The sequence below is a fragment of the Limnobacter sp. 130 genome (genome assembly GCF_902506325.1).
Lineage (GTDB): Bacteria > Pseudomonadota > Gammaproteobacteria > Burkholderiales > Burkholderiaceae_B > Limnobacter.
The window spans coordinates 231,941-257,979 of sequence record NZ_LR732328.1 but is presented as its reverse complement, the minus strand read 5'-3'; the positions used below and the strand labels follow the sequence as shown (position 1 = coordinate 257,979).

Annotated in this window: 24 protein-coding genes; 15 read left to right on the top strand and 9 right to left on the bottom strand. The window is 49.6% G+C overall.

What is annotated here, in order from left to right:
• The 12 genes from FRIGORI9N_RS01220 (at window position 1) to rfbC (ending at window position 11,607) form a co-directional block, all read left to right on the top strand.
• Window positions 1–573, top strand: coding sequence for an acyltransferase (locus tag FRIGORI9N_RS01220; RefSeq protein WP_159568097.1), 573 nt, complete (start codon window positions 1–3; stop codon window positions 571–573).
• A complete protein-coding gene (gene rffA / locus FRIGORI9N_RS01215) occupies window positions 560–1,690 on the top strand; it encodes a dTDP-4-amino-4,6-dideoxygalactose transaminase (protein WP_159568096.1) in 1,131 nt (376 codons plus the stop codon). The genes FRIGORI9N_RS01220 and rffA overlap by 14 nt, the downstream gene beginning before the upstream one ends.
• Window positions 1,687–2,376: a class I SAM-dependent methyltransferase gene (locus tag FRIGORI9N_RS01210; RefSeq protein ID WP_159568095.1), complete on the top strand. Its 690-nt coding sequence runs from the start codon at window positions 1,687–1,689 to the stop codon at window positions 2,374–2,376. The genes rffA and FRIGORI9N_RS01210 overlap by 4 nt, the downstream gene beginning before the upstream one ends.
• Window positions 2,373–3,800 carry an MOP flippase family protein gene (locus FRIGORI9N_RS01205; protein WP_159568094.1) on the top strand — a complete coding sequence of 476 codons (1,428 nt, stop codon included), beginning with the start codon at window positions 2,373–2,375 and terminating at the stop codon, window positions 3,798–3,800. The genes FRIGORI9N_RS01210 and FRIGORI9N_RS01205 overlap by 4 nt, the downstream gene beginning before the upstream one ends.
• 15 nt (window positions 3,801–3,815) lie before the next feature.
• Window positions 3,816–4,949, top strand: coding sequence for a glycosyltransferase family 4 protein (locus tag FRIGORI9N_RS01200; RefSeq protein ID WP_159568093.1), 1,134 nt, complete (start codon window positions 3,816–3,818; stop codon window positions 4,947–4,949).
• On the top strand, window positions 4,946–5,467 hold the full coding sequence (locus tag FRIGORI9N_RS15545) for a DapH/DapD/GlmU-related protein (protein WP_159568092.1): 522 nt from the start codon (window positions 4,946–4,948) through the stop codon (window positions 5,465–5,467). Before FRIGORI9N_RS01200 ends, FRIGORI9N_RS15545 begins: the two co-directional genes overlap by 4 nt.
• 448 nt (window positions 5,468–5,915) lie before the next feature.
• Window positions 5,916–6,743: an O-antigen ligase family protein gene (locus FRIGORI9N_RS01190; RefSeq protein ID WP_159568091.1), complete on the top strand. Its 828-nt coding sequence runs from the start codon at window positions 5,916–5,918 to the stop codon at window positions 6,741–6,743.
• 126 nt (window positions 6,744–6,869) lie between these two features.
• Window positions 6,870–7,982, top strand: a complete 1,113-nt coding sequence (locus tag FRIGORI9N_RS01185) for a glycosyltransferase family 4 protein (protein WP_159568090.1) — start codon at window positions 6,870–6,872, stop codon at window positions 7,980–7,982.
• A complete protein-coding gene (locus FRIGORI9N_RS01180; protein WP_159568089.1) occupies window positions 7,979–9,085 on the top strand; it encodes a DUF1972 domain-containing protein in 1,107 nt (368 codons plus the stop codon). The genes FRIGORI9N_RS01185 and FRIGORI9N_RS01180 overlap by 4 nt, the downstream gene beginning before the upstream one ends.
• Before the next feature lie 25 nt (window positions 9,086–9,110).
• Complete coding sequence (rfbB, locus tag FRIGORI9N_RS01175; protein ID WP_159568088.1) at window positions 9,111–10,181, top strand: dTDP-glucose 4,6-dehydratase; 1,071 nt, start codon at window positions 9,111–9,113, stop codon at window positions 10,179–10,181.
• The gene (gene rfbA, locus FRIGORI9N_RS01170) at window positions 10,178–11,053 is read left to right on the top strand and encodes a glucose-1-phosphate thymidylyltransferase RfbA (protein ID WP_159568087.1); all 876 of its coding nucleotides are present in this window, start codon (window positions 10,178–10,180) and stop codon (window positions 11,051–11,053) included. The genes rfbB and rfbA overlap by 4 nt, the downstream gene beginning before the upstream one ends.
• A 2-nt stretch (window positions 11,054–11,055) precedes the next feature.
• The gene (rfbC, locus tag FRIGORI9N_RS01165; RefSeq protein ID WP_159568086.1) at window positions 11,056–11,607 is read left to right on the top strand and encodes a dTDP-4-dehydrorhamnose 3,5-epimerase; all 552 of its coding nucleotides are present in this window, start codon (window positions 11,056–11,058) and stop codon (window positions 11,605–11,607) included.
• Between the two features lie 22 nt (window positions 11,608–11,629).
• Here the strand turns inward: rfbC and FRIGORI9N_RS01160 are convergent, their stop codons facing one another.
• From FRIGORI9N_RS01160 to FRIGORI9N_RS01120, 9 genes are all read right to left on the bottom strand, one after another.
• On the bottom strand, window positions 11,630–14,464 hold the full coding sequence (locus FRIGORI9N_RS01160) for a YjbH domain-containing protein (RefSeq protein ID WP_159568085.1): 2,835 nt from the start codon (window positions 14,462–14,464) through the stop codon (window positions 11,630–11,632).
• Window positions 14,461–15,006 carry a hypothetical protein gene (locus FRIGORI9N_RS01155; RefSeq protein ID WP_159568084.1) on the bottom strand — a complete coding sequence of 182 codons (546 nt, stop codon included), beginning with the start codon at window positions 15,004–15,006 and terminating at the stop codon, window positions 14,461–14,463. Before FRIGORI9N_RS01155 ends, FRIGORI9N_RS01160 begins: the two co-directional genes overlap by 4 nt.
• Window positions 15,007–15,223: 217 nt before the next feature.
• Window positions 15,224–15,511 carry a hypothetical protein gene (locus tag FRIGORI9N_RS01150; RefSeq protein ID WP_159568083.1) on the bottom strand — a complete coding sequence of 96 codons (288 nt, stop codon included), beginning with the start codon at window positions 15,509–15,511 and terminating at the stop codon, window positions 15,224–15,226.
• A 108-nt stretch (window positions 15,512–15,619) separates the two neighbouring features.
• Window positions 15,620–16,831, bottom strand: a complete 1,212-nt coding sequence (locus FRIGORI9N_RS01145; protein ID WP_159568082.1) for a GNVR domain-containing protein — start codon at window positions 16,829–16,831, stop codon at window positions 15,620–15,622.
• Window positions 16,832–16,843: 12 nt separating this feature from the next.
• Window positions 16,844–19,213 carry an SLBB domain-containing protein gene (locus tag FRIGORI9N_RS01140; RefSeq protein WP_159568081.1) on the bottom strand — a complete coding sequence of 790 codons (2,370 nt, stop codon included), beginning with the start codon at window positions 19,211–19,213 and terminating at the stop codon, window positions 16,844–16,846.
• Window positions 19,214–19,329: 116 nt separating this feature from the next.
• Window positions 19,330–20,457, bottom strand: a complete 1,128-nt coding sequence (locus FRIGORI9N_RS01135) for a glycosyltransferase (protein ID WP_159568080.1) — start codon at window positions 20,455–20,457, stop codon at window positions 19,330–19,332.
• Between the two features lie 519 nt (window positions 20,458–20,976).
• Window positions 20,977–21,240 (bottom strand): type II toxin-antitoxin system CcdA family antitoxin, encoded by a 264-nt coding sequence (locus FRIGORI9N_RS15540; RefSeq protein ID WP_159568079.1) that lies wholly within the window; start codon window positions 21,238–21,240, stop codon window positions 20,977–20,979.
• 84 nt (window positions 21,241–21,324) lie between these two features.
• A complete protein-coding gene (locus tag FRIGORI9N_RS01125; protein WP_236550773.1) occupies window positions 21,325–22,326 on the bottom strand; it encodes a lipase in 1,002 nt (333 codons plus the stop codon).
• A gap of 187 nt (window positions 22,327–22,513) precedes the next feature.
• Window positions 22,514–22,987: a DUF6795 domain-containing protein gene (locus tag FRIGORI9N_RS01120; protein ID WP_159568077.1), complete on the bottom strand. Its 474-nt coding sequence runs from the start codon at window positions 22,985–22,987 to the stop codon at window positions 22,514–22,516.
• 200 nt (window positions 22,988–23,187) lie between these two features.
• Here FRIGORI9N_RS01120 and FRIGORI9N_RS01115 point away from each other — a divergent pair, with 200 nt between their 5' ends.
• From FRIGORI9N_RS01115 to rfbG, 3 genes are read left to right on the top strand one after another with little or no spacing between them, the layout of a single operon-like run.
• A complete protein-coding gene (locus FRIGORI9N_RS01115; RefSeq protein WP_159568076.1) occupies window positions 23,188–24,177 on the top strand; it encodes an FAD-binding oxidoreductase in 990 nt (329 codons plus the stop codon).
• On the top strand, window positions 24,177–24,950 hold the full coding sequence (rfbF, locus tag FRIGORI9N_RS01110; RefSeq protein ID WP_159568075.1) for a glucose-1-phosphate cytidylyltransferase: 774 nt from the start codon (window positions 24,177–24,179) through the stop codon (window positions 24,948–24,950). Before FRIGORI9N_RS01115 ends, rfbF begins: the two co-directional genes overlap by 1 nt.
• A gap of 9 nt (window positions 24,951–24,959) precedes the next feature.
• Window positions 24,960–26,036 carry a CDP-glucose 4,6-dehydratase gene (gene rfbG, locus FRIGORI9N_RS01105; RefSeq protein ID WP_159568074.1) on the top strand — a complete coding sequence of 359 codons (1,077 nt, stop codon included), beginning with the start codon at window positions 24,960–24,962 and terminating at the stop codon, window positions 26,034–26,036.
• Window positions 26,037–26,039 lie beyond the last annotated feature (3 nt).

Here is a 26,039-nt window from a genome sequence, read left to right as displayed (position 1 = left end):
ATGGCCTATTTAAATCAAGATCAATTGCTGAGCCTAGGTTTCAAAAGCATTGGTGTTCACGTGAAGATAAGTGATAAGGCCAGCATTTATGATTGCGAGCAGATTGAAATTGGAGATCACTCTCGCATAGATGACTTTTGCGTTATTTCAGGTAGCGTTACAATTGGGAAGTATTGTCATATTACGCCCATGTGCCTAGTTGCGGGAGGTACTCCAGGAATCACTTTTTCTGATTTTACTACGATTGCATATGGAGTAAAAATCTTTTCTCAGAGCGACGATTATTCCGGCGGATCGCTTACAAATTCCTTGATTCCGAAAAAATATAAGAAGGAAATATTTGAACCAGTTATATTGGGTAGGCATGTAATAGTTGGGGCTAATAGTATTGTTATGCCTGGCGTTTATATTGGCGAGGGATGCTCAGTGGGTGCCATGTCCTTGGTAAATATTAGCACTGATCCTTGGGGGATATATTTTGGCGTTCCTGCCAAACGAATGAAAGAGCGAAAGAAAAGCATTCTTGAGCTAGAGAAGCAATTTCTAACTGAGATATCGAATGATCCCCTTTAATACCCCCCCCCACACCGGCAACGAAGATGCCCACGTCCTCGCTGCCATGAAGAGCAGCAAAATCTCGGGCGATGCGCGCTACGGACTGATGTGCCAGGAATGGTTCGAGAGGAATCTGGGCTGTCCTAAAACCCTGCTTACCCCCTCCTGCACGCAAGCGCTGGAAATGGCGGCTATTCTGATCGACATCCAGCCCGACGATGAAGTGATCATGCCGAGCTACACCTTTGTCAGTACCGCGAACGCTTTTGCGTTGCGCGGTGCGAAGATTGTGTTTGTTGATATCCGTTCAGACACGCTGAATCTGGACGAAACACTGATCGAAGCCGCCATCACACCGCGCACCAAGGCCATCGTGCCGGTGCATTACGCGGGGGTGGCGAGCGATATGGTGGCAATCAACGCCATTTCCGCGCGGCATGGTTTGTTCGTCATTGAAGACGCTGCACAAGGGATGATGGCCACCTACCAAGGTAAACCGCTTGGCTCTTTAGGCCACATGGCGGCGTACAGCTTCCATGAAACCAAGAACTTCACCAGTGGGGGTGAAGGTGGATTGCTCATCCTGAATGACGGGCGATTAATTCACCGCGCCGAGATCATCCGTGAGAAAGGGACCAACCGCAGCCAGTTCTTTCGGGGTATGGTGGACAAATACACTTGGGTGGATCTGGGCAGCAGTTACCTACCTTCTGAAATTCAGGCGGCCTACCTCTGGGGGCAGCTTGAAATGGCGGAGTCTATAACAGCCAACCGTCTGGCGACATGGAACGCTTATAAAGAAGCATTTGATGATCTTGAAGCGGCTGGGAGGCTGGTCTTACCAACTATACCCGGTGACTGTCAGCACAATGGTCACATGTTTTACATGAAGTGTCAGGACTTGGTCGAGCGCACCGCGCTGCTGGCGCACTTGAAGCAGAACGACATCCTGGCGGTATTCCACTATGTGCCACTGCACACCGCCCCAGCAGGACAGAAGTACGGACGGTTTCATGGTGAGGACCGCTACACCACCGCCGAAAGCGAACGCCTGCTAAGGTTGCCGCTCTGGTACGGGATGGAAGAGGACACCCGAAATCGGGTAATTGATGCTGTGAGGGCCTTTTTCAAATGACCATCAGTCAGACCCATTCCAACCGACGACCCCACAATTGGCTGATCTATGACATCGGGGACGAGTGGCTCAACCGGTTTACGGATCACTATGAAGGTCACCTCTACGATCTCGGTTGCGGCGAAATGCCTTACAAGGACTGGTTGCTCAACTACGCTGACACCTACACCGGCGTTGACTGGGGCAGCAGCCTGCACGATCTCAAAGCCGACATCCTGGCCGACCTCAACGAGCCACTGTCCATTGAAAACGAAGTCGCAGACACAGTAATCTCCCTCTCCGTGATGGAGCACCTGCGCGAGCCGCAAGTCTTCCTCAGCGAGGCTCACCGCATTCTCAAGCGGGAGGGGGCGATGATCCTGCAGGTACCGTTCATGTGGTGGGTGCATGAAGCACCCTATGACTACTACCGCTACACGCGCTTTGGTCTGCAATACCTGTTTGAAAAGGCCGGGTTCGTGGATGTTCAGGTCTATCCGACTACCGGGTTCTGGACCATGTGGACATTGAAGTTCAACTACCAGACTACGCGTCTGGTTCTCGGGCCGTGGCCCATTCGCAAGGCAATCGGCCTGCTGTTGCGCGGGATATGGGCTATTGATCAGCGCATCGCGCCTTGGCTGGATAAGTACTGGAAGTGCGAGGCAGAGACAGCGGGGTATTTTGTGGTGGCGAAGAAGGCATGACGCTAGCTGCGAAAACCTATTCCGCCGCACGTTGGACAACCGCCTCATCCGTCGCTCGGGCAGGGCTGCAACTAATGCAAATCGTGGTCTTGGCGCGATTTTTGACGCCAACCGACTATGGACTAATGGCCATGGTGCTGGTGGTATTGAGCTACGCCGGATTATTTAGTGATATGGGTCTGAGCACCGCCTTTGTGCAGCGGCAGCAGATCAGCCACGAGGAACGCAGCAGCCTTTATTGGTTGAGCGTGGCAGTGGGCGGGGCATTGATGCTTATCGTCATGGCCATCAGCCCGCTGGCAGCGATGTTCTTTAAAGAGCCACAGTTAATTCCTTTGATGCTCCTGATCGCCACCAACTTTCTGGTCATAGCGTTCGGCCAGCAACTGCGCATGGATGCCGAGAAGTCACTCAACTTCCGACCGGTCGCGCTCATCGAGATCAGCGCAGCGATGGTCGGCTTTGCAGTCGCCGTATTCACGGCTTGGCTGGGCTGGGGTGTTTATGCTTTGGTTGTAGCCGCGATGATCAGCGCCTGGCTAACGATGTTCCTGTCCTGGCGAATGCTGGCACAAGGGTGGCGACCGGCCTGGCGTTTACGTTGGAGTGAAGTCAGATGGTTTGCACGCTTTGGCGGTGGCATGGTGCTGAATAACGTCATCAACCACGTGAATTTCACTGTCGACCTGATCCTAGGCGGGCGGATCTTGGGCGCGGGCCTGTTGGGTTTATACAGCGTGCCACGCAATCTCATCCTGCAAGTACAAGGCATGGTCAACCCGATCTTTACCCGCGTTGGCTTTCCGCTGATTTCTTCCATTCAGTATGACAAGGAAAGGGTAAAGCAGGTCTACCTTAAAACGATGAATATGACGGCCACTATCAACGCGCCCATTTATGTCGCTATCGCGGTGTTTGCACCTGAAATCGTCTTGCTAATGCTCGGTCCGAAATGGATGGAAGCGGGCCCCTTGATGCGGGTACTTGCTCTTTGGGGGCTGCTGCGATCATTCGGAAATCCTGCGGGGAGTTTGCTGTTTGGATTGGGGCATGTACGACTCGCCACGAAGTGGAACGCAGCGCTGTTATTCCTTGTCATACCTGTAGTTTGGTTCGGCTCGCAGTGGGGCGCTATTGGGATGGCTTGGGCGATGGCTGTTTTGATGGCTGTGCTGTTTGTACCAGGGTGGTTGTTTTTAATTAGGCCTACTTGTGGCGCCGGATTAGGTGAATATTCCGAACAAATCGCCCTGCCAACACTACAAGCAGGCTTAGCTGGACTAACAGCTTGGTATTTCACACACATGATTGGTACTCCTTTGATGCGGCTCATTCTTGGGCTTTGCATTGGAATAACTGTGTACGCAGCACTGCTATATGTCACAAACAAACAATTGTTTTATTTTTTTAAAAATAAATATTAGATGCAAAAAGCTGGCATGAAAATAGTTATCACGAGTAATTTAACCTACCCACACATCGGAGGTATTGAGAATTCAATTAGGCATCTTGCAAGTGAAGGGGTAAAAGTCGGGGATGAGATAATAATTGTATCTAGCAATCAGCCATGTGACGACTCAGAGAATAATAAAAACCACGAATATGCGCATTCACATTTTTATTACAATTCTTATTACTGGGCACCCCAGCCGTTTCGCTTTATTTTAAACTTAATATCCGCGACGATTACCTATAGAAGGGTGCTCAGGAAATATAATCCTGACGTAACAATTGCAAGATATCATCTAAATGTAATTGCGACACGAATGGCGGGATTGAAGAATATTGTATATTTGGTACCGGGAGTGGTTAAGTATCAAGATAACAAAACCAACAGAAAAAAGTCGAATTTGATATCGCATTCTATCAATAAGGCATCCCAGTGGATCGCATTTGCCATAAGCGACAAAGTTGCCGCATTCTCAGACATAATGACGATTCAAATTCAGAAAGCAAGAAATGGCACAGTAGTACATAGAGTAAAGCCAGGCATAAGCTTGGAACGGTTTCATCAAGAATGCAGAAAGACAACTTACTCGCCTGAAAAGGTTGAGTTGCTTTTCGTGGGGCGACTTGTTTCAGCCAAAGGAATCAATATTGCCATTGAAGCACTATCGATACTGCCAAATAATTTTCTACTTACAGTTGTAGGTGATGGGGAAGAAAGAAAAAACTTAGAGATGTTAACTGAGAAATTGAACCTAAAGAGTAGGGTTTGCTTCATCGGATCCACTAATGCGCCAGAGGAGTTTTACAAAAGATCTGATATATTTTTATTCACGTCAATATATGAACCATTTGGACAAACCCTGCTTGAGGCAACGGCAAGCAAATTACCTGTCGTTGCATTTACACCTAGCAACTTTGTAAATACTGCAACGAAACAAATCCTTGGCGAATACGCATTTTATTCACATGAGTTTTCAAAAGAATCTCTAGCCCAGCAAATACAGAACGCTTACACAGAAACATATATAAACAAGATAATTGACATGGAAATGCTGTCGGAGAAAATTGTGGAACAATACTCTTGGAGAACACTTTATAATCAACTGAAGGACCTGCAGCAATGAGGCACCTATACTTCTTATTTTACAAACTAAGTAAAATTCATTTCTTTTTTAAGCTTTACTACAAATCATATATCAAACATCTCAAAAGCTGCGGAGCCTCTATTGGGGTGCAGACGTTAATAATTAACTGTGAATTTTCGCAATCTCACAAAGGTGACAACTTCATCATTGGTGATGGTTGTACTTTGACAGGGGTTTCTCTAATTGCTCATGATGCTTCGCCCACCTTATTCATAAAGGAGCTCAACATAAAGCAAGACGTAATAGAGCCTGGCTCACGTCGCTCGTATCGAGATCCAATTCGAATTGGGAATAATGTATTTATAGGTGTGGGCTCAATAATTTTACCCGGCGTAACCATTGGAAATAATGTGGTTGTGGGTGCAGGATCTGTGGTTAGTAAAGACGTTCCGAGTAATCACGTTGTCGCAGGCAATCCCGCGAAATACATCTGCTCCATCAATGACTATGTAGCCAAGTACACTACTCGCCTAGCCGAATACCCTGAGCGATTCTGATCTGCAAGTAAAACCATTCGAAATGAACTATATTCACAAGATATCAGTACTATTTATCTTCACATTGTTACCCATCGCGGACACATTTGGAGGACTTACTAATGATTTTATGCCGCTCTCTCTACTAGGGAGACTCTGCGTATTGGCTTTGGCGCTGCCAATTATAATTAATTGCAGCAGGCTTTTTACCGAGATATTACCCCCTTTATATCTAACATTCAGTTATTTCTTGATTGTCACCTTGGTTCAATTATTAGTGTCCGATACACTTGATTACGGCCTTCTCGCAATCTCGAACGCAATTAAAATTATGTATTTTCCCGTCTTGTTAGCTACCATTATCGTACTATCCGAGAAAAATATAATCTCAACATCGACCATAAGTCATGGCATTCTTCTTACCGGAATCCTTGTTATAATATCGATTATTCTAGGTAGAGTTAGTGGATTGGGCACCGACATTGCAGGAAGAGGCACCGATATTTCCGGTAATAGGGGGTTCATGATTGGCGCTAATGAAGTAGGCTTAATGTTACTGCTTACTGCACCATCTGTTATGGTATGGATTGGTGGATTGAAAGTTCTGTATAAAATTAAAAATTTTATTGCCCTGGCAATCTATTGTGTGTCTGCGATTATTGTTTTAACGAAGTCTTCAATCGCCTCTATTCTGATTCCAATAGCTAATTGGCTGTTGCACTCAGGAAAAAACCGTGCGTCAAGTGGGTTATTAATTTCTGTGAAGCTAACTTCACTTTCTGTTTTACTGATAGTATTATTAATAGCCTACGGCAATGAAATCGAAACGATTCTAGGGAAAACATTCTTAAGTAGCTTGATTGACGGCAATATGTTGGGCTTTATTTTTAGAGGAAGATCTGATTACTATGAAGCCATATTGCCCGGCCTTATTAATCATGATTTTAACTCTATTATAATTTTGTTTGGCGCAGGTGAAGGTTTGATTCGCTCATTATCTATGGCTCCTTTAGGGAGGAGTGCAAGTGACGCAACAATGTTTGAAATGGACGCATTAGATCTCTTTTGGGCGTATGGTTGGATTGGTTTCTTTCTATATTTGACTTTAATCTACTATCTTATTAGAAAAGCGAAACTGTCTAAACTTACCCCTCTGCATTCTTTTGCGATTGCATTAACGCTGATTCATTCAGTACTTGCTGGACACGTAATTTTTTCGCCCCAGGTATCTACTTTAATTGCTTTTACACTCATGCTTTATTCAAAGCGTTTAGCCAGAAGCACTGAGAACACCTGATGCAGAAAGTTAAAAGCCTAAATATTATTTATCAGTTTCAAACCTTTTTTGCTAATAATTACCCATGCGCTTGATCATGAAAAAAATGATACGCACTAAAACTCGTGACCGATTCTTCTATTGCACATGATTGTATTCGTTCACCTGCTCAACGACCGCTCTGGCAGTCCATCAATCCTGAAACAAGCCATTGCTGCGCTTTCACATGAAGGAGATGATTCGCTACTATTTGTGGGGAGCGATGGCTCTGGTTGCTTGGATGAAACAGCCGTTACGATTGTTCGCTACTGGTATCGACGCACGTTGTCTCGCCTTCTAACCTCTATAACTTATTTGACAAGTCAGATTGTCTTGTTTGTGCGCCTTTTTCGTTCACGTGAAATTGATAAGAATGCGCTAATCTACATAAACACATTGTTGCCTTTTGGTGCCGCCCTCTACGGACGGATTACTGGTCGACATGTTATATATCACTTGCATGAGGTCTCTATCAGCCCTGCACCTTTGCGGTGGTTTCTAACCACTGTTGCTCGTTTAACCGCGCAGCAACTAATTTATGTGTCGGAATTCCACCGTAGATGCTTGTCTATTCGTGGCGTTCATTCCTATATTGTGTACAACTCACTCGATTCAGATTTTTTATCTCAAGGTGCATGCAGCAAATTTCATCATCGTCGTGAAGGTCGCTTCAATGTTCTGATGCTTGCTTCACTGCGAGACTATAAGGGAGTTCCTGAGTTTGTTGAGGTTGCCACTAGGCTCGCTGGACGTGACGACATACATTTCAACTTAGTGGCGAATGACGATGTTGCAACCATGAAACACTACTTTCGTTGTTTCAATCTACCACCTAATATGACCGTCTACCCGCGCACTGCAACCCCTGCTTCACATTACACCAATGCTAGTCTTGTTCTTAACTTGTCTCGACCGGACCTGTGTGTCGAAACCTTTGGGCTCACACTTCTAGAGGCTATGGCCTTTGGCGTGCCGGTAATCGCACCACCAGTCGGCGGCCCGCTTGAGCTGATAGATGACGGCTGCGAGGGCTACATCATCGATAGTCGCAATAGCGATAAGTTGTCTGAAGCCATCCTTAAGTTGGCCGACGATGAAGCCTTGTGCTTACAGCTTTCTGAAGCTGCTCGCCAGAGATCTGCACGCTTTTCGCCTGCAGCTTTTGCAGACGCACTAAGCGATGTCGTGAGATGTCAATATAGCGCGAGGAAAAATAAGTGAAGTCTATTTCTATTTTGGGTACAGTCGGAATACCAGCCTCTTACGGTGGCTTTGAGACGCTCGCTGAAAATCTAGCGCGATATCATCAGATGCATTCGCTTGAAGGGAAATTGACAGTTTATTGCAGTGCAAATAAATATTCAGCTAAGCTCAATAATTATCTGGGTGCCAAGTTACGTTACATTAGGTTGAATGCAAACGGCATTTCTAGCATTATTTACGACATCCTTTCACTGTTGTCATCCATTTTTCACCGTAGCGACGTAATTCTTCTTTTAGGGACATCGGGCGCGGTTTCTTTGCCATTGATTCGATTGTTGTCACATACGCGCATCGTAACCAATATTGATGGGGTTGAGTGGAAGCGTGATAAGTGGAAGGGAGTCACACGCTGGTTTCTACGGTTTTCCGAGCGAATGGCCGTGCGGTATTCACACGAGGTAGTGGCCGACAATGCCGGCATAGCAGATCACGTCAGGCATAGCTACGGGCGCAATGTCCACGTAATCGCATACGGTGGCGACCATGCTCTGCTGGAATCCATCAAGCTGTATGAGGGGCCTGCTCTTCCACAACGCTATGCATTAGCTCTGTGTCGTATCGAGCCAGAAAACAATGTGTCCATGATCCTTGAGGCCTTTTCTTCCAACCCTGAGCTGCCATTAGTCTTTGTGGGCAATTGGAATAATAGTGCGTTTGGCTGTGCGTTACGCGAACGCTTTGCAGACACCGCTCATCTGCACTTACTTGATCCGATCTACGATGTGGGAGTACTGCGCACATTAAGGGGTAATGCATTCGTTTATGTACACGGGCATTCGGCAGGCGGAACTAACCCCTCGCTCGTCGAGATGATGCACTTTGGACTTCCAATACTGGCATTCGACTGTATTTTCAATCGCTACACCACGGAGGACTGTGCCATTTTCTTCAAAGATGCTGAGTCACTACTCAGGAGCTTGGTCAATATTGACACTACCGATGCAGCCCATATTGGTTCTGACATGCGTCGGATCGCGCAGGAGCGTTATACCTGGGACACTATTGGACGAACTTACTTTGAACTTCTTCTCGGTAAAAAGCTTGAGCCTTTAACACATTAATCAATTTTCTTGACCAGTATTTTCAATGACTATCCTTGTCACCGGCGGTGCCGGCTTCATTGGCAGCAACTTTGTGCTCGACTGGTTAGCCCTATCCGACGAGCCGGTCGTTAACCTTGACAAACTCACCTACGCCGGCAACCTGACGAACCTGACCTGTCTGGATGACGATGCCCGGCATGTGTTTGTGCAAGGCGATCTGGGCGACCGTGCCCTGGCAGATCGCCTTCTCGCTAAATACCGACCCCGTGCGGTGGTCAACTTTGCCGCCGAGAGCCATGTGGACCGCTCCATCCATGGCCCCGAAGATTTTGTCCAGACCAACATCGTTGGCACCTTCCGTTTGCTCGAGGCTGTACGTGCCTATTGGGGAAGTCTGCCTGAGGCAGAGAAGGTGGCCTTCCGTTTCCTGCACATCAGCACCGATGAGGTCTACGGCACCCTCTCCAAAGACGATCCGCCCTTTGCAGAAACAAACGCCAACGAGCCCAACAGCCCCTACAGCGCCAGCAAAGCCGCTAGCGACCACCTGGTGCGGGCCTGGCACCACACCTACGGACTGCCGGTTCTCACCACCAACTGCAGCAACAACTATGGGCCATTCCACTTCCCCGAGAAGTTGATTCCGCTGATGATCGTCAATGCCCTGGCAGGCAAGCCGCTGCCGGTGTACGGCGACGGCATGCAGGTGCGCGACTGGCTGTACGTGAAAGACCACTGCAGCGCCATCCGCCGGGTGCTGAAAGGCGGGCGCCTGGGCGAAACCTACAACATCGGCGGATGGAACGAGAAGCCCAACATCGAGATCGTGCACACCGTCTGCGCCTTGCTTGACGAACTGTGCCCCAAGGCCGACGGCAGGAGCTACAAGACTCAAATTACCCACGTGCAAGACCGCCCCGGCCATGACCGGCGCTATGCCATCGACGCCCGCAAGATCGAGCGCGAACTTGGCTGGAAGCCAGCCGAAACGTTCGAGACCGGCATCCGCAAGACTGTACAGTGGTACCTGGATCACCCCGAGTGGGTCGCCAACGTACAACGCGGGACATACCGGAAATGGGTGGCCAAACAATATAAGGAAACAAACGAATGACTCGCAAAGGCATCATCCTAGCCGGGGGCTCCGGCACCCGGCTTTACCCCATTACTCAAGCTGTGAGCAAACAGCTTATGCCGGTTTACGACAAACCCATGGTCTATTACCCATTGAGCACGTTGATGTTGGGCGGTATTCGAGATGTTTTGCTTATTAGCACCTCGCAAGATACTCCTCGATTTGCGGAACTACTGAATGATGGCTCCAAGTGGGGCATGAATATTCAGTACGCTGTGCAACCCAACCCCGATGGGCTTGCGCAGGCTTTCGTTATTGGCAAAAACTTTATTGACAACAGCCCTAGCACCTTGGTACTTGGCGACAACATTTTCCATGGGCACAACTTAGTAAAACAACTGAACAGCGCCAATCAAAAAGAAATCGGGGCCAGCGTGTTTGCTTACCATGTTCAAGACCCTGAGCGATATGGCGTGGTTGAATTTGACAGCAACCTGCGAGCAATAAGCATAGAAGAAAAGCCTGTTGCCCCAAAAAGTAAATATGCGGTAACTGGCCTATATTTTTACGATGAACAAGTTTGCGATATAGCTGCTGAAATTAAACCTTCGGCCCGTGGCGAACTAGAAATTACTGATGTAAATAAGCGCTACCTGGAACTAGGACAGCTGAATGTTGAAATTATGGGAAGGGGTTACGCTTGGCTTGACACGGGGACCCACGACAGCCTTTTAGAGGCAGCAAGTTTCATCGCAACACTTCAAAAACGGCAGGGTTTACAGGTTGCGTGTCCAGAGGAAATTGCTTTCCGTCAAGGATGGATCAACTCCGAGCAACTTGCCGCACTGGCACACCCTTTAAAAAAGAATGGTTACGGGCAATATCTGCTCAACCTTTTAAAAGAAACATAAAAATGCCTTTTACAGTTTCACAAACTACACTACCTGAAGTGCTAATTCTAGAGCCTAAAGTGTTTGGGGATAATCGAGGATTTTTCTTCGAGAGTTTCAATCAAAGGGATTTTCATCAAGCAACGGGCCTCGACGTACACTTTGTTCAAGACAACCACAGCAAATCGAGCCGCGGTGTGCTTCGCGGGATGCACTACCAAATTGAATGCCCGCAAGGCAAACTGGTGCGTGTTACAGCGGGCTCTGTGTTCGACGTTGCGGTAGATCTTCGCAAGTCATCACCAAATTTCGGGAAATGGGTTGGGGCACAGCTATCGGCGGAGAATAAGCAGCAAATGTGGATACCCCCCGGCTTTGCGCATGGCTTTTTGGTAACAAGTGAATACGCTGAGTTTTTATACAAAACTACCGATTACTGGCATCCAGAGCACGAGCGAAACCTTTTATGGTGTGACCCAACAGTTGACATTCAGTGGCCTACAATTGGCGAACCAAAGCTAGCCACAAAAGACGCTGCAGGACAACTTTTAGCCACGATAGATACGTTCAATTGATTTGCCCCTGCTATACAAAAATCTAAGGCATAGCTGGTTTGAACTGCAAAGCCCTTGGGCTTCTCACGCTCGTTTCTTCAAACAGGCTCAACACCCTTCTCAACTTCGCCCCGCCATCTCGCGTTACCTGCACCCAGTTAAAGCTGGCATCGCCCGGCACGGTGCTGCTAAATAGCGCATCAAAAGGCACACGCAGGTAAATGCCCTTGTCAAAACTTCCTTCACCAAAATCTTCAGCCGACACATTGGTTTTACTGGCGTAGGCACCAATTTTTACACCGTTGTCAAACACGCGTGAAAGGTCTACCGTAACACCTTTGTCCCCAGCCAAATATTGGCCCACTGAGACCGTGGCCAGTATGTCTTCAAATCCTGTGTCCACGTATGCCGTAATGTGGCCGGTATTCACGGTGTAATTTCTGAAATCAAAGTCTTGTTCAAAGGCTCGCTGTTTTACGCGGTTGGCATCTACCCCCAAGGCCCAACGTGAATTCATGGGGCGGTACAAATATTCACCGCCCACGCCGCCAAACATGCTTTCCAAATACCCGCCATACAAGCTATAAAAATGGTTTTGTGAAAGCTGGCCCACATGGTTAAGTTGCAAGTTGCTTAGTTTGGTGTCCGAGGCTGTTGAATACTCGCGAAAATCAGTACGTACAGGTGGCAAGTTGCTGGCGCTGTTTTGAGTAAACTTGTCGAATGTGCCGCCCAATACATGGTCTACACGGCCAGTTATCCAAGTGCTGTTGGTTAGTTCAACTTCGCCCCTGGCATAGGCTGTAAACTGAAACAGGTAGCCATTGGCGCCACCAAAAGTTTGCTCGTACCCCAAGCCAACAGCGCCGTTGTACCACGGGTCGTATTCCGTGTACAGGGGTTTGTAGGCGTAGCCATTGGGCTCAACAGCGACCACGGAGTTGACGTTTGTTTGTTGCTCATTTTGCCGCACCGCTAGCTGGGTTTTATCTTCAGCCCACTTGTTGCGGTCTACTACATGCTCTGCAATATTTGCACCACGATTTTTGTAGGCAAAGCTGAACCAGTTAATGTCTTCTGCCACGTTTTCATGCAGGGCTGCGGTGGCTTTGTCCACAGCCTTGGCTGGGTAGGTAACGTCGGCATTTTTAACCGTAAGCTGCACTTCACTGCCACGTTGTTGAACGCTTTCAACATTCCAGGTGGTTTGCTCTTCCACCAGCTTTACGGTTTTTTCCCAATTGGTGCTGGCAGGGCGTGGGCCTTGCGTAACCACCACAGGTTTGGGGTCAGTTATTTTGGGCACTGCATATTTGCTTACATTCTCTTTAAACGACAAGGCAAAACCCATGGTGTTGCCGCGTTGCACGCTTACGCTGAAATCGATGTAGTCATTAATGCGGTACACCGCACCATAGTTAATATTGCTGCTTTGTGCCTGCGGGTTGCTCAGCGGTTCATTGGAATAGTCGTTGCCATCCAGTTCCACTTTCAAAATCAAATCGTGCCAAGGAGTTTGCCATTCAACACCGCCAAACAAGGCAGCTTCACCCCTGAAATAAGTTTCCGAGTTGGCTTGCCCACCCGCCCCAAAGTTGACCTGGGGTCTGCGTTCAAACTCATCACTGATAAAACCAAAAGGGTTTGATATACCGCCCCCGGTGGCCATGTTGCCAAAGCCCAAGCCAAGGGTAAAGTCGAACTGGCCCGCACGTTTGTTGGCCACAAAATATTCGCTGGAAAACAAACCAGTGCCGCCAATATCGCGAAGACCCACGGCCAATTCAGGCAGGTAAGCTGTTTCATTTAACAGGCGTAGTTTCACATCTACGCTTTTGTCTTGGTATTTGCGGTCGCCACTGAAGGCATCAGGACCAAAACGGCGGTTTGTAACAATGGAATACCGAAAACCCGCTTCCAGCCATTCAAAGGGTTGGTAAATGAATGAGTAGCGTGAATAAGGTTCAACCCGGCTGGCGGTAAGGCTAATGGTGCCTTCCTCGGCCATGCGGGCGCTGGGCATTTGAAGCAGGCCCACTGTGCCCCAATCGCTGCGAGTGGGGCGCACGGTGTAATCGAAAGGCGTATTGCTGGCCGGTGTAATAGTTTCCGTGGGTGCTGCCACCACTGGTGTGGCATTGTTGGCCTGTTTAAATGCCCCTTGGGTTTGCAAAAACTCAACCAGTTGCAGGCTTTCTTGCTCGGCCCAGCCGCTATTGCGTGCTGGTGCCCACACCCACGCACCCGGTTGCGGCAGGGTTTGCTCGGTTTGGTTCCACAGCGCCACATTCAGCTTAACCATTTGCCCGGTGGGTTGTACCAGCCAGGCATGGTCAAAACCTTCGCCAAAGGTGTACCAACTGCTTTTTGGAAAGCATTGCTGTAAATAAGCAATTACCGACACCTGCGGTTTAAACGCAGCCACGCACTGCCCACCCGTGCCCAGCACGGCAATATGGTTGGCTGTGGGTTGCAGTACTACAGAATCATTGGCTTGTAACACCGGGTCCAGGTTTATTTTGGCGGCCATTTCATGGCCGTCTTGCGTGGGCAGCAGTTGCCGGCCTGTGGTGGGCAAACTTTCCACCAATGGTTTTAAATAAGCAGGCACTTTGCCTGTGGGCTGCATGCCAAGCAGCGTAATAAGTTGCGTTTTTTGAAGTGCTTGCTTGTTGTACAGTTCAGCACGCTTTAACAGCATGCTGCCCAGTTGCAGGGTTTGCCCTTCGCTATTGGTGGCGCTGCCGGGCAATAGTTGCTCGCGCATAAGCAGCTCTGAAAGGCGCTCGCCCTGCTTTGGCGCGTATATGCTTTCCGCGTGGGCCCAACCAAACTGGGCAATCAACAAGGCCAGGGCTGCGGTTGTTTTAAGTTTCATGGCTTGGGTGCTGGGTTGGTTCGGTGCAGCCATTCTATGCAGGCACTGGGGGTTAGGCACTGGCTGCCATACACGGGGCTTCCGTTGCTGGCAAATGCATGCAGGCTGTAAGGAGTTTCACTGTTGGGCTGCGGTACTTCCTGAAACCACACCAAAGGTTGCCTGCCTTGTTGCGCGGCTTCTAATAGGCGTTTGCGCAATACGCTGTTGCTTGTATTAACCGTTGATTCGGGCACTGGCTGAAAACGCAAGGCCACAGTTTTATTAAAAATTTGTTGATCGGGCTGGCTGTAAGTTTTGCTGGTGGGCAATTGCACCCCTTGCTGGTCAGGGGCAGCCCAAGTGTATTCGGTTGTGCTTATATAGTTGTTTACACCGGTAATACTGATCAAGAACCCGTTTTGCAGCCTCAGCAATTCGCGTTGCGAGTCGTACCAGGTTTGCACAGGGGGCTGTTGTTTGGGCGTTGCCACGTAACCCAACACCATCATGGCCTGGGCGCCCACGGTGTGCGCTTCCAGGTACTGCAAATTGGGGTTCATTTGAAATTGCTCAAACCGCGTGGGGTTCGTTGTGTCCAGTGCCTGAACCATTTTGTATGCAGCTGTAAAATTTGACGCGCATGCACTTAAGCCAAGGCAGGCAAGGGGCAATACAAGGTTGCGATTCATTGTTGGCACTGTGGGTTACTTTGCAAATACGAATGAGTTGGGCAAAAAAAAACGCCTCCTGTCAGGAGGCGTTTTAGTGTGTTGCAGCTTACTGCGATGCTGAAACAGACACGGGGATGTTGTTGTTGTCGTTCGCAACAGCAATAGCCGTTGCCAAGCCAGCAGCAATACCCAGGCCACCGGCGGCACTTACACCACCAGCTGCACCGGCACCAGCACCACCGGCGCCTGCACCAGCTCCACCGCCTTGAGCGCCAGCGTTTGCTGCGTTGGGGTTTGCATTGGCTTCACCAGTTGGGCTAGCGTTTGTGTTTTGGGCAAAAGCAGTGCCCATGCTCATTCCGGCAATAGCCAGGATAGCTAGAAATTTTTTCATAGAGAATTCTCCTTGGATAGGATTAATAAACGCGCGCAACATAAAACTTACAACAAAACTGCCGTTAACACCACCCCATATTTAAAGGGCGATAGTTTACTTACAACACTATTCGCCACGCAGGCGCCAGGCTTTTTTCAAAGCCTGAAGGCGTGTGGCTGATTCTTCATCGCTGCCCGCTTTGCGCATGGCGCCCTTCAACAAGGCGATTAACACTGCCAAAAAGCCCGCTGCCAATACGCTTAGCACCACAATCAGGGCGCGCTTGGGCTTGCTTTTGCGCTCTGGCACAGCGGCCATGTCCAATTGCTGCACATTGCCACCGTCTTTGGCTTCGTCGATTTTGGCCAGTTCAAACTGCTTGGCCATAATTTCAAACACCGCTTCCTGGTATTTCACTTCGCGCAAAGCGCGAACGTATTCAAGGCCCTGTTCGGGCAAATTGCCAGCCGACACCAAACCCAATTCGCCGCCTGTGCCGCCTTTGTCCAGCTTCTTGAGTTCTACGCGCAGGCCATTCAATTCAGCCACCACACGACGGTAATCTGAATTCTCGGGCGTGGCAAAAGTGCGCATGGCGCTTAGTTGCACTTCCCGCTGTGCAATTTCAGCACGCAGGCGGGCTACAGCCTCAATGGTGGCCTCTGCCTGGCTTTGAAGTTCAACCAAACCGGTGCGTTCTTGAGTTTCTTTCAGCTTTACTTCAGCGTTTGAAAGCTCTTCTTTGGCTTTTGCAAACTGATTTTCAAAAAACTGGCGACGTTGCTGTGCCTCGGTAACTGCCACCCGAGTCATCAGGTCTTTCAACACCGCGTAATAAGCATTGGCCATTTTGGCAGCCAGCTCGGGGTCTTTGTCGTCGACCTCAATGGTAATCAAATTCGATTTTTTATCGCTGCCTACCCGAACCACTTCATTCAGCGTTCCATATACGTCTGTACGTAGTTCGGCCTCGTAATATTCGACCAAATTGAACTGATCAATAATTTGGTCTTTCGCACTGCGGCTTTGCAGCATGGCAATTACTGTGTCGGCTGTCGTGCCCCCCGCACTAATACCAGCCAAACCAGCCAACCCGCCCAAGCTGGCCAATGCAGCTGCGGCGCCACCGCCGCCACCGCTCTGTGGTGGCAGCAGCGTGGTTTTTGCGGTAAATATCGGCGTTAGAAACAAGCTAGCCACAATGGCCACAATGCCCACTGCAAAGGGCAAACCGAAGATCAGCTTTTTTTCTTCGCCCAGCGTGGTAGCCAATTCAACCAAGCTAATTTCATCGTCGTCGTAATCGCCAATTGGCTGGGAATCAATATTCGAATTCATGCGTGTTTCCCGTTAATCCCGAATGGCGTTAACCGCAGCGGCACCCAAACCAACCTGATAGAAAATTTGGGAAATGTCGATCAGGGTTTTGGTTAGCGACACACGTTCGAAATCTTCGGGAACATAAATTGCGTCGCCTGGCAGGGCGCGTTTACCGTACAAGCCGCTTACGAAAGGCAACCAGCCTTGCTGCGCACTGTTTACGGTGCCATTGGCGCGTATTACAAAAATTGAGCCATCGTCTGCGCCTTTTGCTGCGCCACCAGCCAAGCCCAGGTAGTCGAACACCGTGTTGCCCGACTCGAACGCATACACGCCCTGGCTGTAAACGGAGCCCAACACTGCCACCTGGCCGGGTAGCGAAGGAATGGACACCACGTCTCCATCGATCAACGCCAACGGTGGCAATTCAGCAATGCCTTGTGCATCGGGTTTAATGTCGAGCACAACACGGCCTTCGGGTTTCATTTTACGCAGGCGCTCCAGGTAAGCACCCTGAATTTGGGCTTGCTTTTGAGCGTTGGCGGCATCGCCAGCCGAAATAGCAGAAGCTGCATTGCTGGCCTGGGCAGACACCAACATGCGTTCCGCTTGTTCAAGTGCTTTCTGTTTTTGCTGTTCTTGCTCAACCGCGATAGACCGGCGGGTTAGTTTGGTACCAAACAGGTAGGCGTCTTCTGCCAAGCCACCAGCTTTTACAATGACATCTCGCAGCGATTCGCCCGGGGCAATTTGGTAGTATCCGGGGGCTTTTACCTCGCCGGTCACTTTAATTAACGCAGTTTGGCGCGAGCGTGGAATTTGAGCATCGTTGGCGCTGAATACGGTAACCACGTCGCCAGCCTGCAACTGCAGGTTTTGGTTGGGGTCGCCTGCCATGGCCTTGCGCAGGTTGAACGGAATTAAGCGGGTTTGCAATTCTTGGCGGTCGAGCCGCTCAATAACCGCGTAGTCCCAGTTAATTTGGGAAAGCATGTTTGAAATGGTGTCTTCAACCACTTCAATTTTTTGCTCACCTTCCTCGCCTTGGTCGGTTTTGTTGAACAGTTTGGAATCGTCAATGTTCAATTGACTTTTCAGCGTTGGGTCTTTAACTGATCGCTCGGCGTCGTCTTTGTTGAATTGAACCAGCGCGCCCTTCTTTTTAAAATAGCTGTCTTGAATCAAGGCATCTGTATTGGGTATAAGGTCGGCAATTCGCATGCCCTCGAAATGCGGGTAGCGGGCGGGCGTGGCCACATTGCCTTTCAAGGTAACTGCGTTGGTAAATTCTCGGCGAGTTTGGAACAGGGTAACAATGTCGCCGTCTTTCAGGGCGGCCTGGTTCAAGGCGCGGCTGTAGCTAAGCTGCTCCACTGCACGGGGTGCCTTGAAGTTATCTGGATTAAACCCTTCAATGAGAACGGAATCTTGACGAAGCAAGGTGCGGTCGATACCAGAAATATCGAGAATGTCGCTTAACCCCTCGCTTGGCTTTAATTCGAATATTGCGGCGGAAGGGCCGGCTACATTCAGCGCTACGCGCGCGCCAGCCTGACCGATAAAGATTACGTCGCCCGCCCGGAGTTTACGGTCGTCGTTGAGTTCGCCTTTGCGAAGCAAATCGTAAAGGTCGAAGGTGGCCACAGTAACACCACCGCGTTTCAGCTGCACATTGCGAAAGCTGCCGTTGACACCAGGCTGCGCCACAGAAAACACAACTGAGGCCAAAGTACTGGTGCTGCTTACCGTGTGCATACCTGGGGCCAACGCTTGGCCCGCCACGTAAATGCTGACACCACTTAGCTTGCCCAGGGTGGCGCTTAAGTTAAAGTTTTTGTAGTACTTGCTGATTTCAGCAGTAAGGAATTGATCAAGATTGCGGGCACGCACACCGGCAACCGGGAAGGTGCCCACTGAAGGAATGGTGAGCTGACCATCGCGATCGACCACGGCGGTGTGGTTCACATCGATAGCGCCCCACACCCGCACCAAAATTTGATCGCCCGCGCTAATTTCATAGTCGGCGGAAACTGGTGCATTTTCAGCTTGCGTTTGTTTTAAGTCGGCCTTGAGCGCAGACGTGCCAAATGGATAAAGCAACTTGCCAGTGTTTTCGAATACGAAGCGCTGAAAAAGGCTAAGGGGCCGATTGGGCAAAGGCTGCGCCTGGGGCTGCTGCATTTCCTCGGCACCCTGACCGTCAATATTATTCGCCGAGTTTGCTTCCGAATTGGCTTTGCCAACAAGACCCGCACCAGCATTCGCAGGCAAGTTATTGGGTTGCGCGTTAAAACGATCCGTATTTGAACGGTTAAGTTGTTGATCGTTTACAAAGCCAGCCAAACCGAGCGGTGCTTGTGCAAATACGCTGCCGCTGGCCACCAGTACAACACAAACCATTGCGTATCGGATCTTTTGGCCGAAAGCTGATAAATACATCGTTTAACTCTATTAATTGAAATGACGGGTCAAAACCAGAATTGGCATATTGGCTTAAAGGGTAGCAGAAAGCTGCTTTAGCTCGCCATTTCCTTGCGATTTCTGAAGTAAATGCTTAAGCGCAACATGCGACGGTACATGCGCTGGTAAACCACAAAGCTGATCAACAGCCAAACCACCACCATTCCCAGGCTTTCCGGCCAGAAAATTGCACCCAACATGGGAATAAATGAGTAAACCCACAAAAAAGGCGAAGTATAGGCGTTGCGCTTCCAGGCCGGGGCGTAAGGCAACAACTTGCGGCTAACTACACGGCGGTAAATAAGGCTGTGCAAATGGGAGGCATCGGGGCAGCCTGGGTTGTGCTTGCGCTTGCGGCTGGCACGGCGGTAAATGCTGAACAAGGTTTCAATGAACGGGTAACCGCACACCAGCAACATGGCCCAAGGGCTGACGTCTGCAGGGTTGCGCATAGCCAAGGCCACGGCCAGCACAGCCACATAATAGCCCAGGCTGTAAGCGCCTGCATCGCCCAGGAAAATAAAGCCTTTGGGGTAATTAACCGCCATAAAACCGGCAACCACAGCCGCGCCAAGTATGGCCAGGTTCAACACGGCAGTGTCGTCGACCCGGTACGCGATAACGCCAATGGTAAGCAACATAAGAAGAACAACGCCGCTGGCCAAGCCATTGAACCCGTCGATAATATTCACGCTGTTTGCAATGCCAGCGATTGCAAAAGCAGTAAACAAAATACCAACTGGGGCAAATGCCAGCAGCGAATCAATGCCAGGTACGTGAACGCTGTTCACCCAATAGCCTGTAATTAGCGCAGCCAACAAACCGCTGGCTGCAGTGGCAAACAAGCGCACTTTAACCGACACTGTTTTGGTGAAGTCTTCAAGCAAACCAGCCGCAAAAGCGGGAATGCCACCAATTAGAACCAAACCCAACAGGGTTGCTGTACCTTGAGAAAAACCATGAGGAAGTGCAAACCAGGTGCCCAGAAAACCAGCGGCCAGTGCAATACCGCCAATACGCGGCGTGGGCGCAGTGTGAAATTTTTGCACGCCATTGGTGCCGTCCATACTGAAAGCGCCATGCCAGCGCTTGGTGGCCACAATAAGCAGACTGGCCAGTAAGGAGCAAATAATTCCCGTTAACGCTGCTGGCCAGAAGACTTTAATAGCCTCGATGGTTTGCATGATGCTCCCGATGTGTTGGTGTTGCCGACCCGAAAAAAGACCGATCGACTGGTTTTAATATTTCAGTAGTGTCAAACGGCAGCGAGTAACTTCCGTTGACAGTAAATTTTTATAGGCGTTAAGCAAACTGCATTCCTGCCACAGCGCCCCGCAATTGTGCACACGCAGCATGGCAGTTTTGTGACTGTCATAGACTTTCGAGTATACCACCTAGAGTTAACCCTATTTCAACTTTCAAAATCGCTTGTCACCCTTTGTTACTCTGCATTCATGCTGGTGGATGCATTTACTTGTCGACCTAAATGAGGGGGCGTAATTTTACCTACAAAACTGCCAAGATGGGCTAAGTGACAACTGTAATTTGTTGGAGTGGCTTGTTTTGCCACGAAGGTGAATCAGTTTTTTAATAACCCTGAAACAAAAAATCGAGGGCTGAAATTATTCTGACCTGTTCATCAATCAACGACACAACAGTCAGATTGCGGTTACCCGGGTTGGAGTACACATCAAAACGCGCCACTAGAAACCTCTCCATTGGTCCAATGGCAAACCTTCTTCTTCAATAATTGAATTGTATGCGGCAATAAATTCTGAATGCTCTTGCCGCCAACGGCGCTCTTGCTCTTTGCGAACTACCTCTCGAAGGTAGTTATCGCAAACCTGAGAAATGTTGATACCCAAGGCTTTGGCAGATTCCAAAACATCAACGCTTAAAGTAAGGTTTGCTGCCCTCTTGCCCGATGCCCCGGACCGGGGAGCAAGGTGAGTTTTAGTGACGGACATCGGAACTTCATGCGCATTTTAATATGCGCATACTTTAACCCTCATTCACTTGAAAGAAAATAAGCAGCAACAGGCCTGCGAAAATTACCGCCCCACAAGTTGAATGGCCTGTTTGGCCATGGTGTTGACTGACTGGTGCAGCAGCCCGAATACCCAGCGAATAGTGGCCACCGAGGCATCGGCCAAGGCGTGGGTTGGGCGGCCCAGGTAAGCCATGATGGCGTTGAGCATGCCAGCCACTTCTTTGCTTTGTTTGTAGCTGGCTTGTGCGTAGCGGGCGAGAATTTCAGCCATTTGGTCGAGCACAGTGAATGCGCCTGTGCCGTAGTGGCCAACGCTGAGCAGGCTTTGTGCGCCCAGGCGGGAAAGCATGTCGTGAATGGCTTTGTTGATAAGTTTCAGCAAACGCCCACTGAACATGGCACCGGGCATTTTGGCGAGTTGTTCGAACCACCCTGCTTCAGCGTTGTTGGCGGGGTACATGGAGTTTTCCAGTTGCTGTTGCTTACCCCTGGTGTGGCTTTGCATTTGCTTCCAGGTGCTGTTGACCATGCTGCTGTAGCCGTTGGCAAGCTTGTGCATGGCTGGGTTGATGTTCAGCCAACCGGCATCGAGCAAGTAAGTGCCATGCACGTAGGGTGCATGAACAAAGGGGTAGCACGGCACCATGGTGACAATGTCGGCCTCGTTGGCCACGCGGTACACATGGCCAGTATTCATTTTTTTGCTCAGGTGCTCGGCATACGGCAACATGCCAACACGCGGTGCCGCCACGGTGTACAGGTACGCGTTCAGGTTTAACTCAGCGCAGGCTGCGGCATTGAGGTTAGCCAGCGCGCCGCCCAGGCTGTGACCCATGCAGTGCACTGCGGTGGGCTTGAAACCCAGGTTTTGCTGCTTGATGAATTCGTTAAGCTGCTGAACGTAGCTTTTAAAGGTGGTGCCAAAACCCTTGTGAATGGCGTGGCCTGTGGGGCCGGGAGTTGGGATTGCGTTGATGTCTGTTCCATAATCTGCCATGGAATTGGTAGTACCACGCGTGGCGATGACGATTTCTTTTGAACGACCACCATTGAGCTGAGCCATGAAACCAAAGCCGCTGGCAACGGGAGTGATTAGGCCGGAAGTGGCGGTGATGGGCTTGAGAGAATTGAGATCAATGAATGGCAACGAGATCCCCAGCTGATCTTTAAGTGCAACAGAGTCCCTCCCCTTTGCCTTGTACGCGCTATCGGAGAGTAGGTAAATCTGATTGGGTGTTAGCTGATTCATTTCAAATATTCCCATTGTGTTGACATCGAACAATTCGCCCGTGGTCGTACTGTTCGTAAGTGGACAGGTCGCAATTAATCTTTATGACGCCGTCTTTTGTCTCGGTTCTTTCATTAAAGTCGTGCTTGGTATACGACCAAATTGCATAGCGCTGGCCTTCATGTAAAAGCCAAACGAGCTGAGCGATATTTGGATTTGCGGACAACAAATCTGGCTTTAAGAACCTTCTCTCTTGAACCACTTCAAACTTGAAGCGCCCTTCACTATCGGTCGTGGCGGTGTCGCTGTACTTTCCGCCCTCAAAACCTCCGCTATACAGTTCACGTGTGGCAACAACATTGACCAGCGGTTTCCCCTGCCAATGAATAAGCCCTTCAATGGGCGAGCAGTACACAATTTTTTTGAACACAAAAGCCTCCGTGGGCTGGGGTGCAAGGGGCATCAGCAATACCAAGGCGAGCAAGAAGCGGTGCATGGTCTAAGCCTGTCCGTTTGGAATAAACGACCACGCTATCACTGGGTGGGGCGGGAGGCAAAAACCAGATTGGGTGTGTAATCAGGATGGGGTTATCGACCTGCAAATAATTGACTGAACATTCAGCTTAAATAGCAGATTTTTGGGGGTATGAAGGCGTAAAATGCATATTAAACAGGCCCTTACCACGGAACTTTTGAATGCCCCACGTTCTACTCAGAAACGGCAATCGTTTCACTTGCGAACCCCACACAACAATTCTGGATAACGCAATTTCAAACAAAATAGCCTTGGAGCACAGTTGCAAGAATGGCCAATGTGGGGTTTGCGAAGCCAGGGTATTAATCGGTGAAACCACTACGCTCAAACCTGAAATTGGTCTGAGCGAGAGTAAACGCAGCCAGGGCTTTGTGCTGACATGTTGCCGCGCTGCCATTTCCGACCTTGAGATCGATGCCGAAGACCTGCCAGAACTCGCTGAAATCAAAACTAAAACCTACCCTGCCCGTATCGATTCCATTCAGGTGTTGACACCGTCGATTATCAAGGTGGTACTGCGAACCCCGCCCAGCGATCAAATAAAATTTCTGGCTGGGCAATACATTTCCGTAATTGGCCCCCATGCCCTTCGGCGAAGTTATTCGATTGCCAACGCTCCGCGAGGCGATGGCAAAATTGAATTGCACATTAAAGAAGTAGAGGGCGGGGCATTTAGCAAATATTGGTTTGAACAGGCCAAGGTGAACGACCTGCTTCGATTTGAGGGGCCATTTGGTACCTTTTTTGCGAGAAAGCCCTTGCCAAAAAAGCTGCTATTGCTTGCAACTGGCACCGGACTTGCACCAATCAAGGCAATTCTGGAACAAATTATAAACATGGCTGCAAATGAATTACCCGAAATCGATTTGTACTGGGGCAGCAGATACGAAGAAGATATTTACATGAACCCGGCAGACTTTTCCTGCCCCAATTTGAAGACGCACCTGCTGCTTAGCCAGCCTTCAGCGGCTTGGGCAGGCCGGAAGGGTTACGTTCAGGAAGCTACGTTGGCAGACCATTCAAATTTTAAGGACTGCTCTGTTTATGCTTGTGGATCGATCAAGATGATTGAATCAGCCAAAGCAGCCCTGTTAGAAAGTGGGTTACCATCCAACAAATTCCATTCAGACGCCTTTGTGAGCTCAAATTAATGAAAGCCGTAATTCTGGCTGGTGGCCTGGGCACTCGCCTAAGTGAAGAAACCAGCATTAAACCCAAGCCAATGGTTGAAATTGGCGGCATGCCGATTTTGTGGCACATCATGAAAACCTATTCAGCCCACGGGGTGAATGATTTCATTATTTGTTGTGGCTACAAAGGCTATGTAATCAAGGAATATTTCGCGAACTACTTCCTTCATCAATCAGACGTTACCTTCGACATGCGAAACAACACAATGGAGGTGCATCACAAACGCGCCGAACCATGGACGGTTACATTGGTAGATACCGGCGAGGATTCAATGACCGGCGGCCGCTTGGGCCGCGTGCGCAAATTCATTGAGAATGACGAAGCCTTTTGTTTTACCTATGGCGATGGTGTTGGCGATATCGACATTACCGAATCGATTGCCTTTCACAAGAAGCACGGCAAGGCGGCCACGCTAACAGCCACTTACCCGCCCGGGCGCTTTGGTGCGCTCGATATCAAGAACAGACAAGTCATGAACTTCAAGGAAAAGCCAAAAGGCGATGGCGCCATGATCAACGGTGGGTTTTTTGTATTGAGCCCAAAAGTTTTAGGCTACCTGGGTGGTGACGACACAGTGTGGGAGCAGCAACCCCTGCAGCGTTTGGCTGAAGACGGCGAGTTGATGGCGTTTGAGCATCAAGGTTTCTGGCAACCCATGGACACACTGCGCGACAAGCACCTGCTTGAAGATTTGTGGGCCAGCGGCAAAGCGCCATGGAAAAAATGGGACTAGGAACTTAGCATGACGAGCACCGTGAACCCTGAGTTTTGGAATGGTAAGCGTGTATTTCTGACCGGGCACACTGGCTTCAAAGGCAGTTGGGCTGCGCTTTGGCTACAAAGCATGGGCGCTGTAGTGAAGGGATTTTCACTGCCCCCCCACACCAGCCCAAGTTTGTTTGAACAAGCAAAAATTGCCGAGGGCATAGAAAGCGAATTTGGCGACATACGCGATTTAGCATCCATTACCAGCAGCATGGTGGGCTTTAACCCCGATATTCTGATTCACATGGCCGCCCAACCACTGGTGCGCTTAAGTTACCGCGAACCAGTAGAAACTTATGCAACCAATGTAATGGGCACGGTGCATGTGTTTGAGGCCGCCCGCAAGTGCGCAAACCTGAAAACAATCGTGAATATAACCACCGACAAGTGTTACGAAAACCGGGAGTGGGAATGGGGTTACCGCGAGAATGAGCCAATGGGCGGCCATGACCCGTACAGCAACAGCAAGGGCTGCGCAGAGCTGGTTACCAGCGCTTATCGAAAATCGTTTTTTAGTGCGCCGGGTACGCCTGCCTTGGCCAGCGTACGCGCAGGCAATGTAATTGGCGGAGGCGATTGGGCTGAAGACCGACTGATACCCGATATTCTGAATGCATTTGAGAACAAGCAACCCGTTGTCATTCGCAACCCCAACGCCACTAGGCCATGGCAGCATGTGCTTGAACCGCTGAGCGGTTACTTTGTATTGGCTGAACGGCTTTATAGCGGCCAACACCCAGAGTTTGCAGATGGCTGGAACTTTGGCCCGAAAGACGAAGACGTTCAACCTGTGGGCTGGATTTGCGACCACATGGTAAGGCTATGGGATCAAGGCGCCTGTTGGGAATTAGACGGCCAACCCAACCCGCATGAAGCGAATTACTTAAAATTAGACATTTCGAAGGCGAAGCGCCATTTACACTGGCAACCCCGGTGGAACCTAGGTGCCGCTTTAAACAAGATAGTGCACTGGCACAAAGCGTGGCTGAGCGGAGAAGACGCTCGGCAGCTTTGCCTGCAACAAATTGACGAATACACACGCACCCCGCAATAAGGA

Coding starts and splice junctions, on each gene's coding strand:
- FRIGORI9N_RS01160 (WP_159568085.1), bottom strand. CDS start 14,464: ATGAAACTTAAAACAACCGCAGCCCTGGCCTTGTTGATTGCCCAGTTT.
- FRIGORI9N_RS01220 (WP_159568097.1), top strand. CDS start 1: ATGGCCTATTTAAATCAAGATCAATTGCTGAGCCTAGGTTTCAAAAGC.
- FRIGORI9N_RS01120 (WP_159568077.1), bottom strand. CDS start 22,987: ATGCACCGCTTCTTGCTCGCCTTGGTATTGCTGATGCCCCTTGCACCC.
- FRIGORI9N_RS01185 (WP_159568090.1), top strand. CDS start 6,870: ATGATTGTATTCGTTCACCTGCTCAACGACCGCTCTGGCAGTCCATCA.
- rfbG (WP_159568074.1), top strand. CDS start 24,960: ATGACGAGCACCGTGAACCCTGAGTTTTGGAATGGTAAGCGTGTATTT.
- FRIGORI9N_RS15540 (WP_159568079.1), bottom strand. CDS start 21,240: ATGTCCGTCACTAAAACTCACCTTGCTCCCCGGTCCGGGGCATCGGGC.
- FRIGORI9N_RS01205 (WP_159568094.1), top strand. CDS start 2,373: ATGACGCTAGCTGCGAAAACCTATTCCGCCGCACGTTGGACAACCGCC.
- FRIGORI9N_RS15545 (WP_159568092.1), top strand. CDS start 4,946: ATGAGGCACCTATACTTCTTATTTTACAAACTAAGTAAAATTCATTTC.
- rfbA (WP_159568087.1), top strand. CDS start 10,178: ATGACTCGCAAAGGCATCATCCTAGCCGGGGGCTCCGGCACCCGGCTT.
- FRIGORI9N_RS01145 (WP_159568082.1), bottom strand. CDS start 16,831: ATGAATTCGAATATTGATTCCCAGCCAATTGGCGATTACGACGACGAT.
- FRIGORI9N_RS01155 (WP_159568084.1), bottom strand. CDS start 15,006: ATGAACCCCAATTTGCAGTACCTGGAAGCGCACACCGTGGGCGCCCAG.
- rfbC (WP_159568086.1), top strand. CDS start 11,056: ATGCCTTTTACAGTTTCACAAACTACACTACCTGAAGTGCTAATTCTA.
- FRIGORI9N_RS01135 (WP_159568080.1), bottom strand. CDS start 20,457: ATGCAAACCATCGAGGCTATTAAAGTCTTCTGGCCAGCAGCGTTAACG.
- rffA (WP_159568096.1), top strand. CDS start 560: ATGATCCCCTTTAATACCCCCCCCCACACCGGCAACGAAGATGCCCAC.
- FRIGORI9N_RS01115 (WP_159568076.1), top strand. CDS start 23,188: ATGCCCCACGTTCTACTCAGAAACGGCAATCGTTTCACTTGCGAACCC.
- FRIGORI9N_RS01150 (WP_159568083.1), bottom strand. CDS start 15,511: ATGAAAAAATTTCTAGCTATCCTGGCTATTGCCGGAATGAGCATGGGC.
- rfbB (WP_159568088.1), top strand. CDS start 9,111: ATGACTATCCTTGTCACCGGCGGTGCCGGCTTCATTGGCAGCAACTTT.
- FRIGORI9N_RS01125 (WP_236550773.1), bottom strand. CDS start 22,326: ATGGCTCAGCTCAATGGTGGTCGTTCAAAAGAAATCGTCATCGCCACG.
- FRIGORI9N_RS01200 (WP_159568093.1), top strand. CDS start 3,816: ATGAAAATAGTTATCACGAGTAATTTAACCTACCCACACATCGGAGGT.
- FRIGORI9N_RS01210 (WP_159568095.1), top strand. CDS start 1,687: ATGACCATCAGTCAGACCCATTCCAACCGACGACCCCACAATTGGCTG.
- rfbF (WP_159568075.1), top strand. CDS start 24,177: ATGAAAGCCGTAATTCTGGCTGGTGGCCTGGGCACTCGCCTAAGTGAA.
- FRIGORI9N_RS01140 (WP_159568081.1), bottom strand. CDS start 19,213: ATGGTTTGTGTTGTACTGGTGGCCAGCGGCAGCGTATTTGCACAAGCA.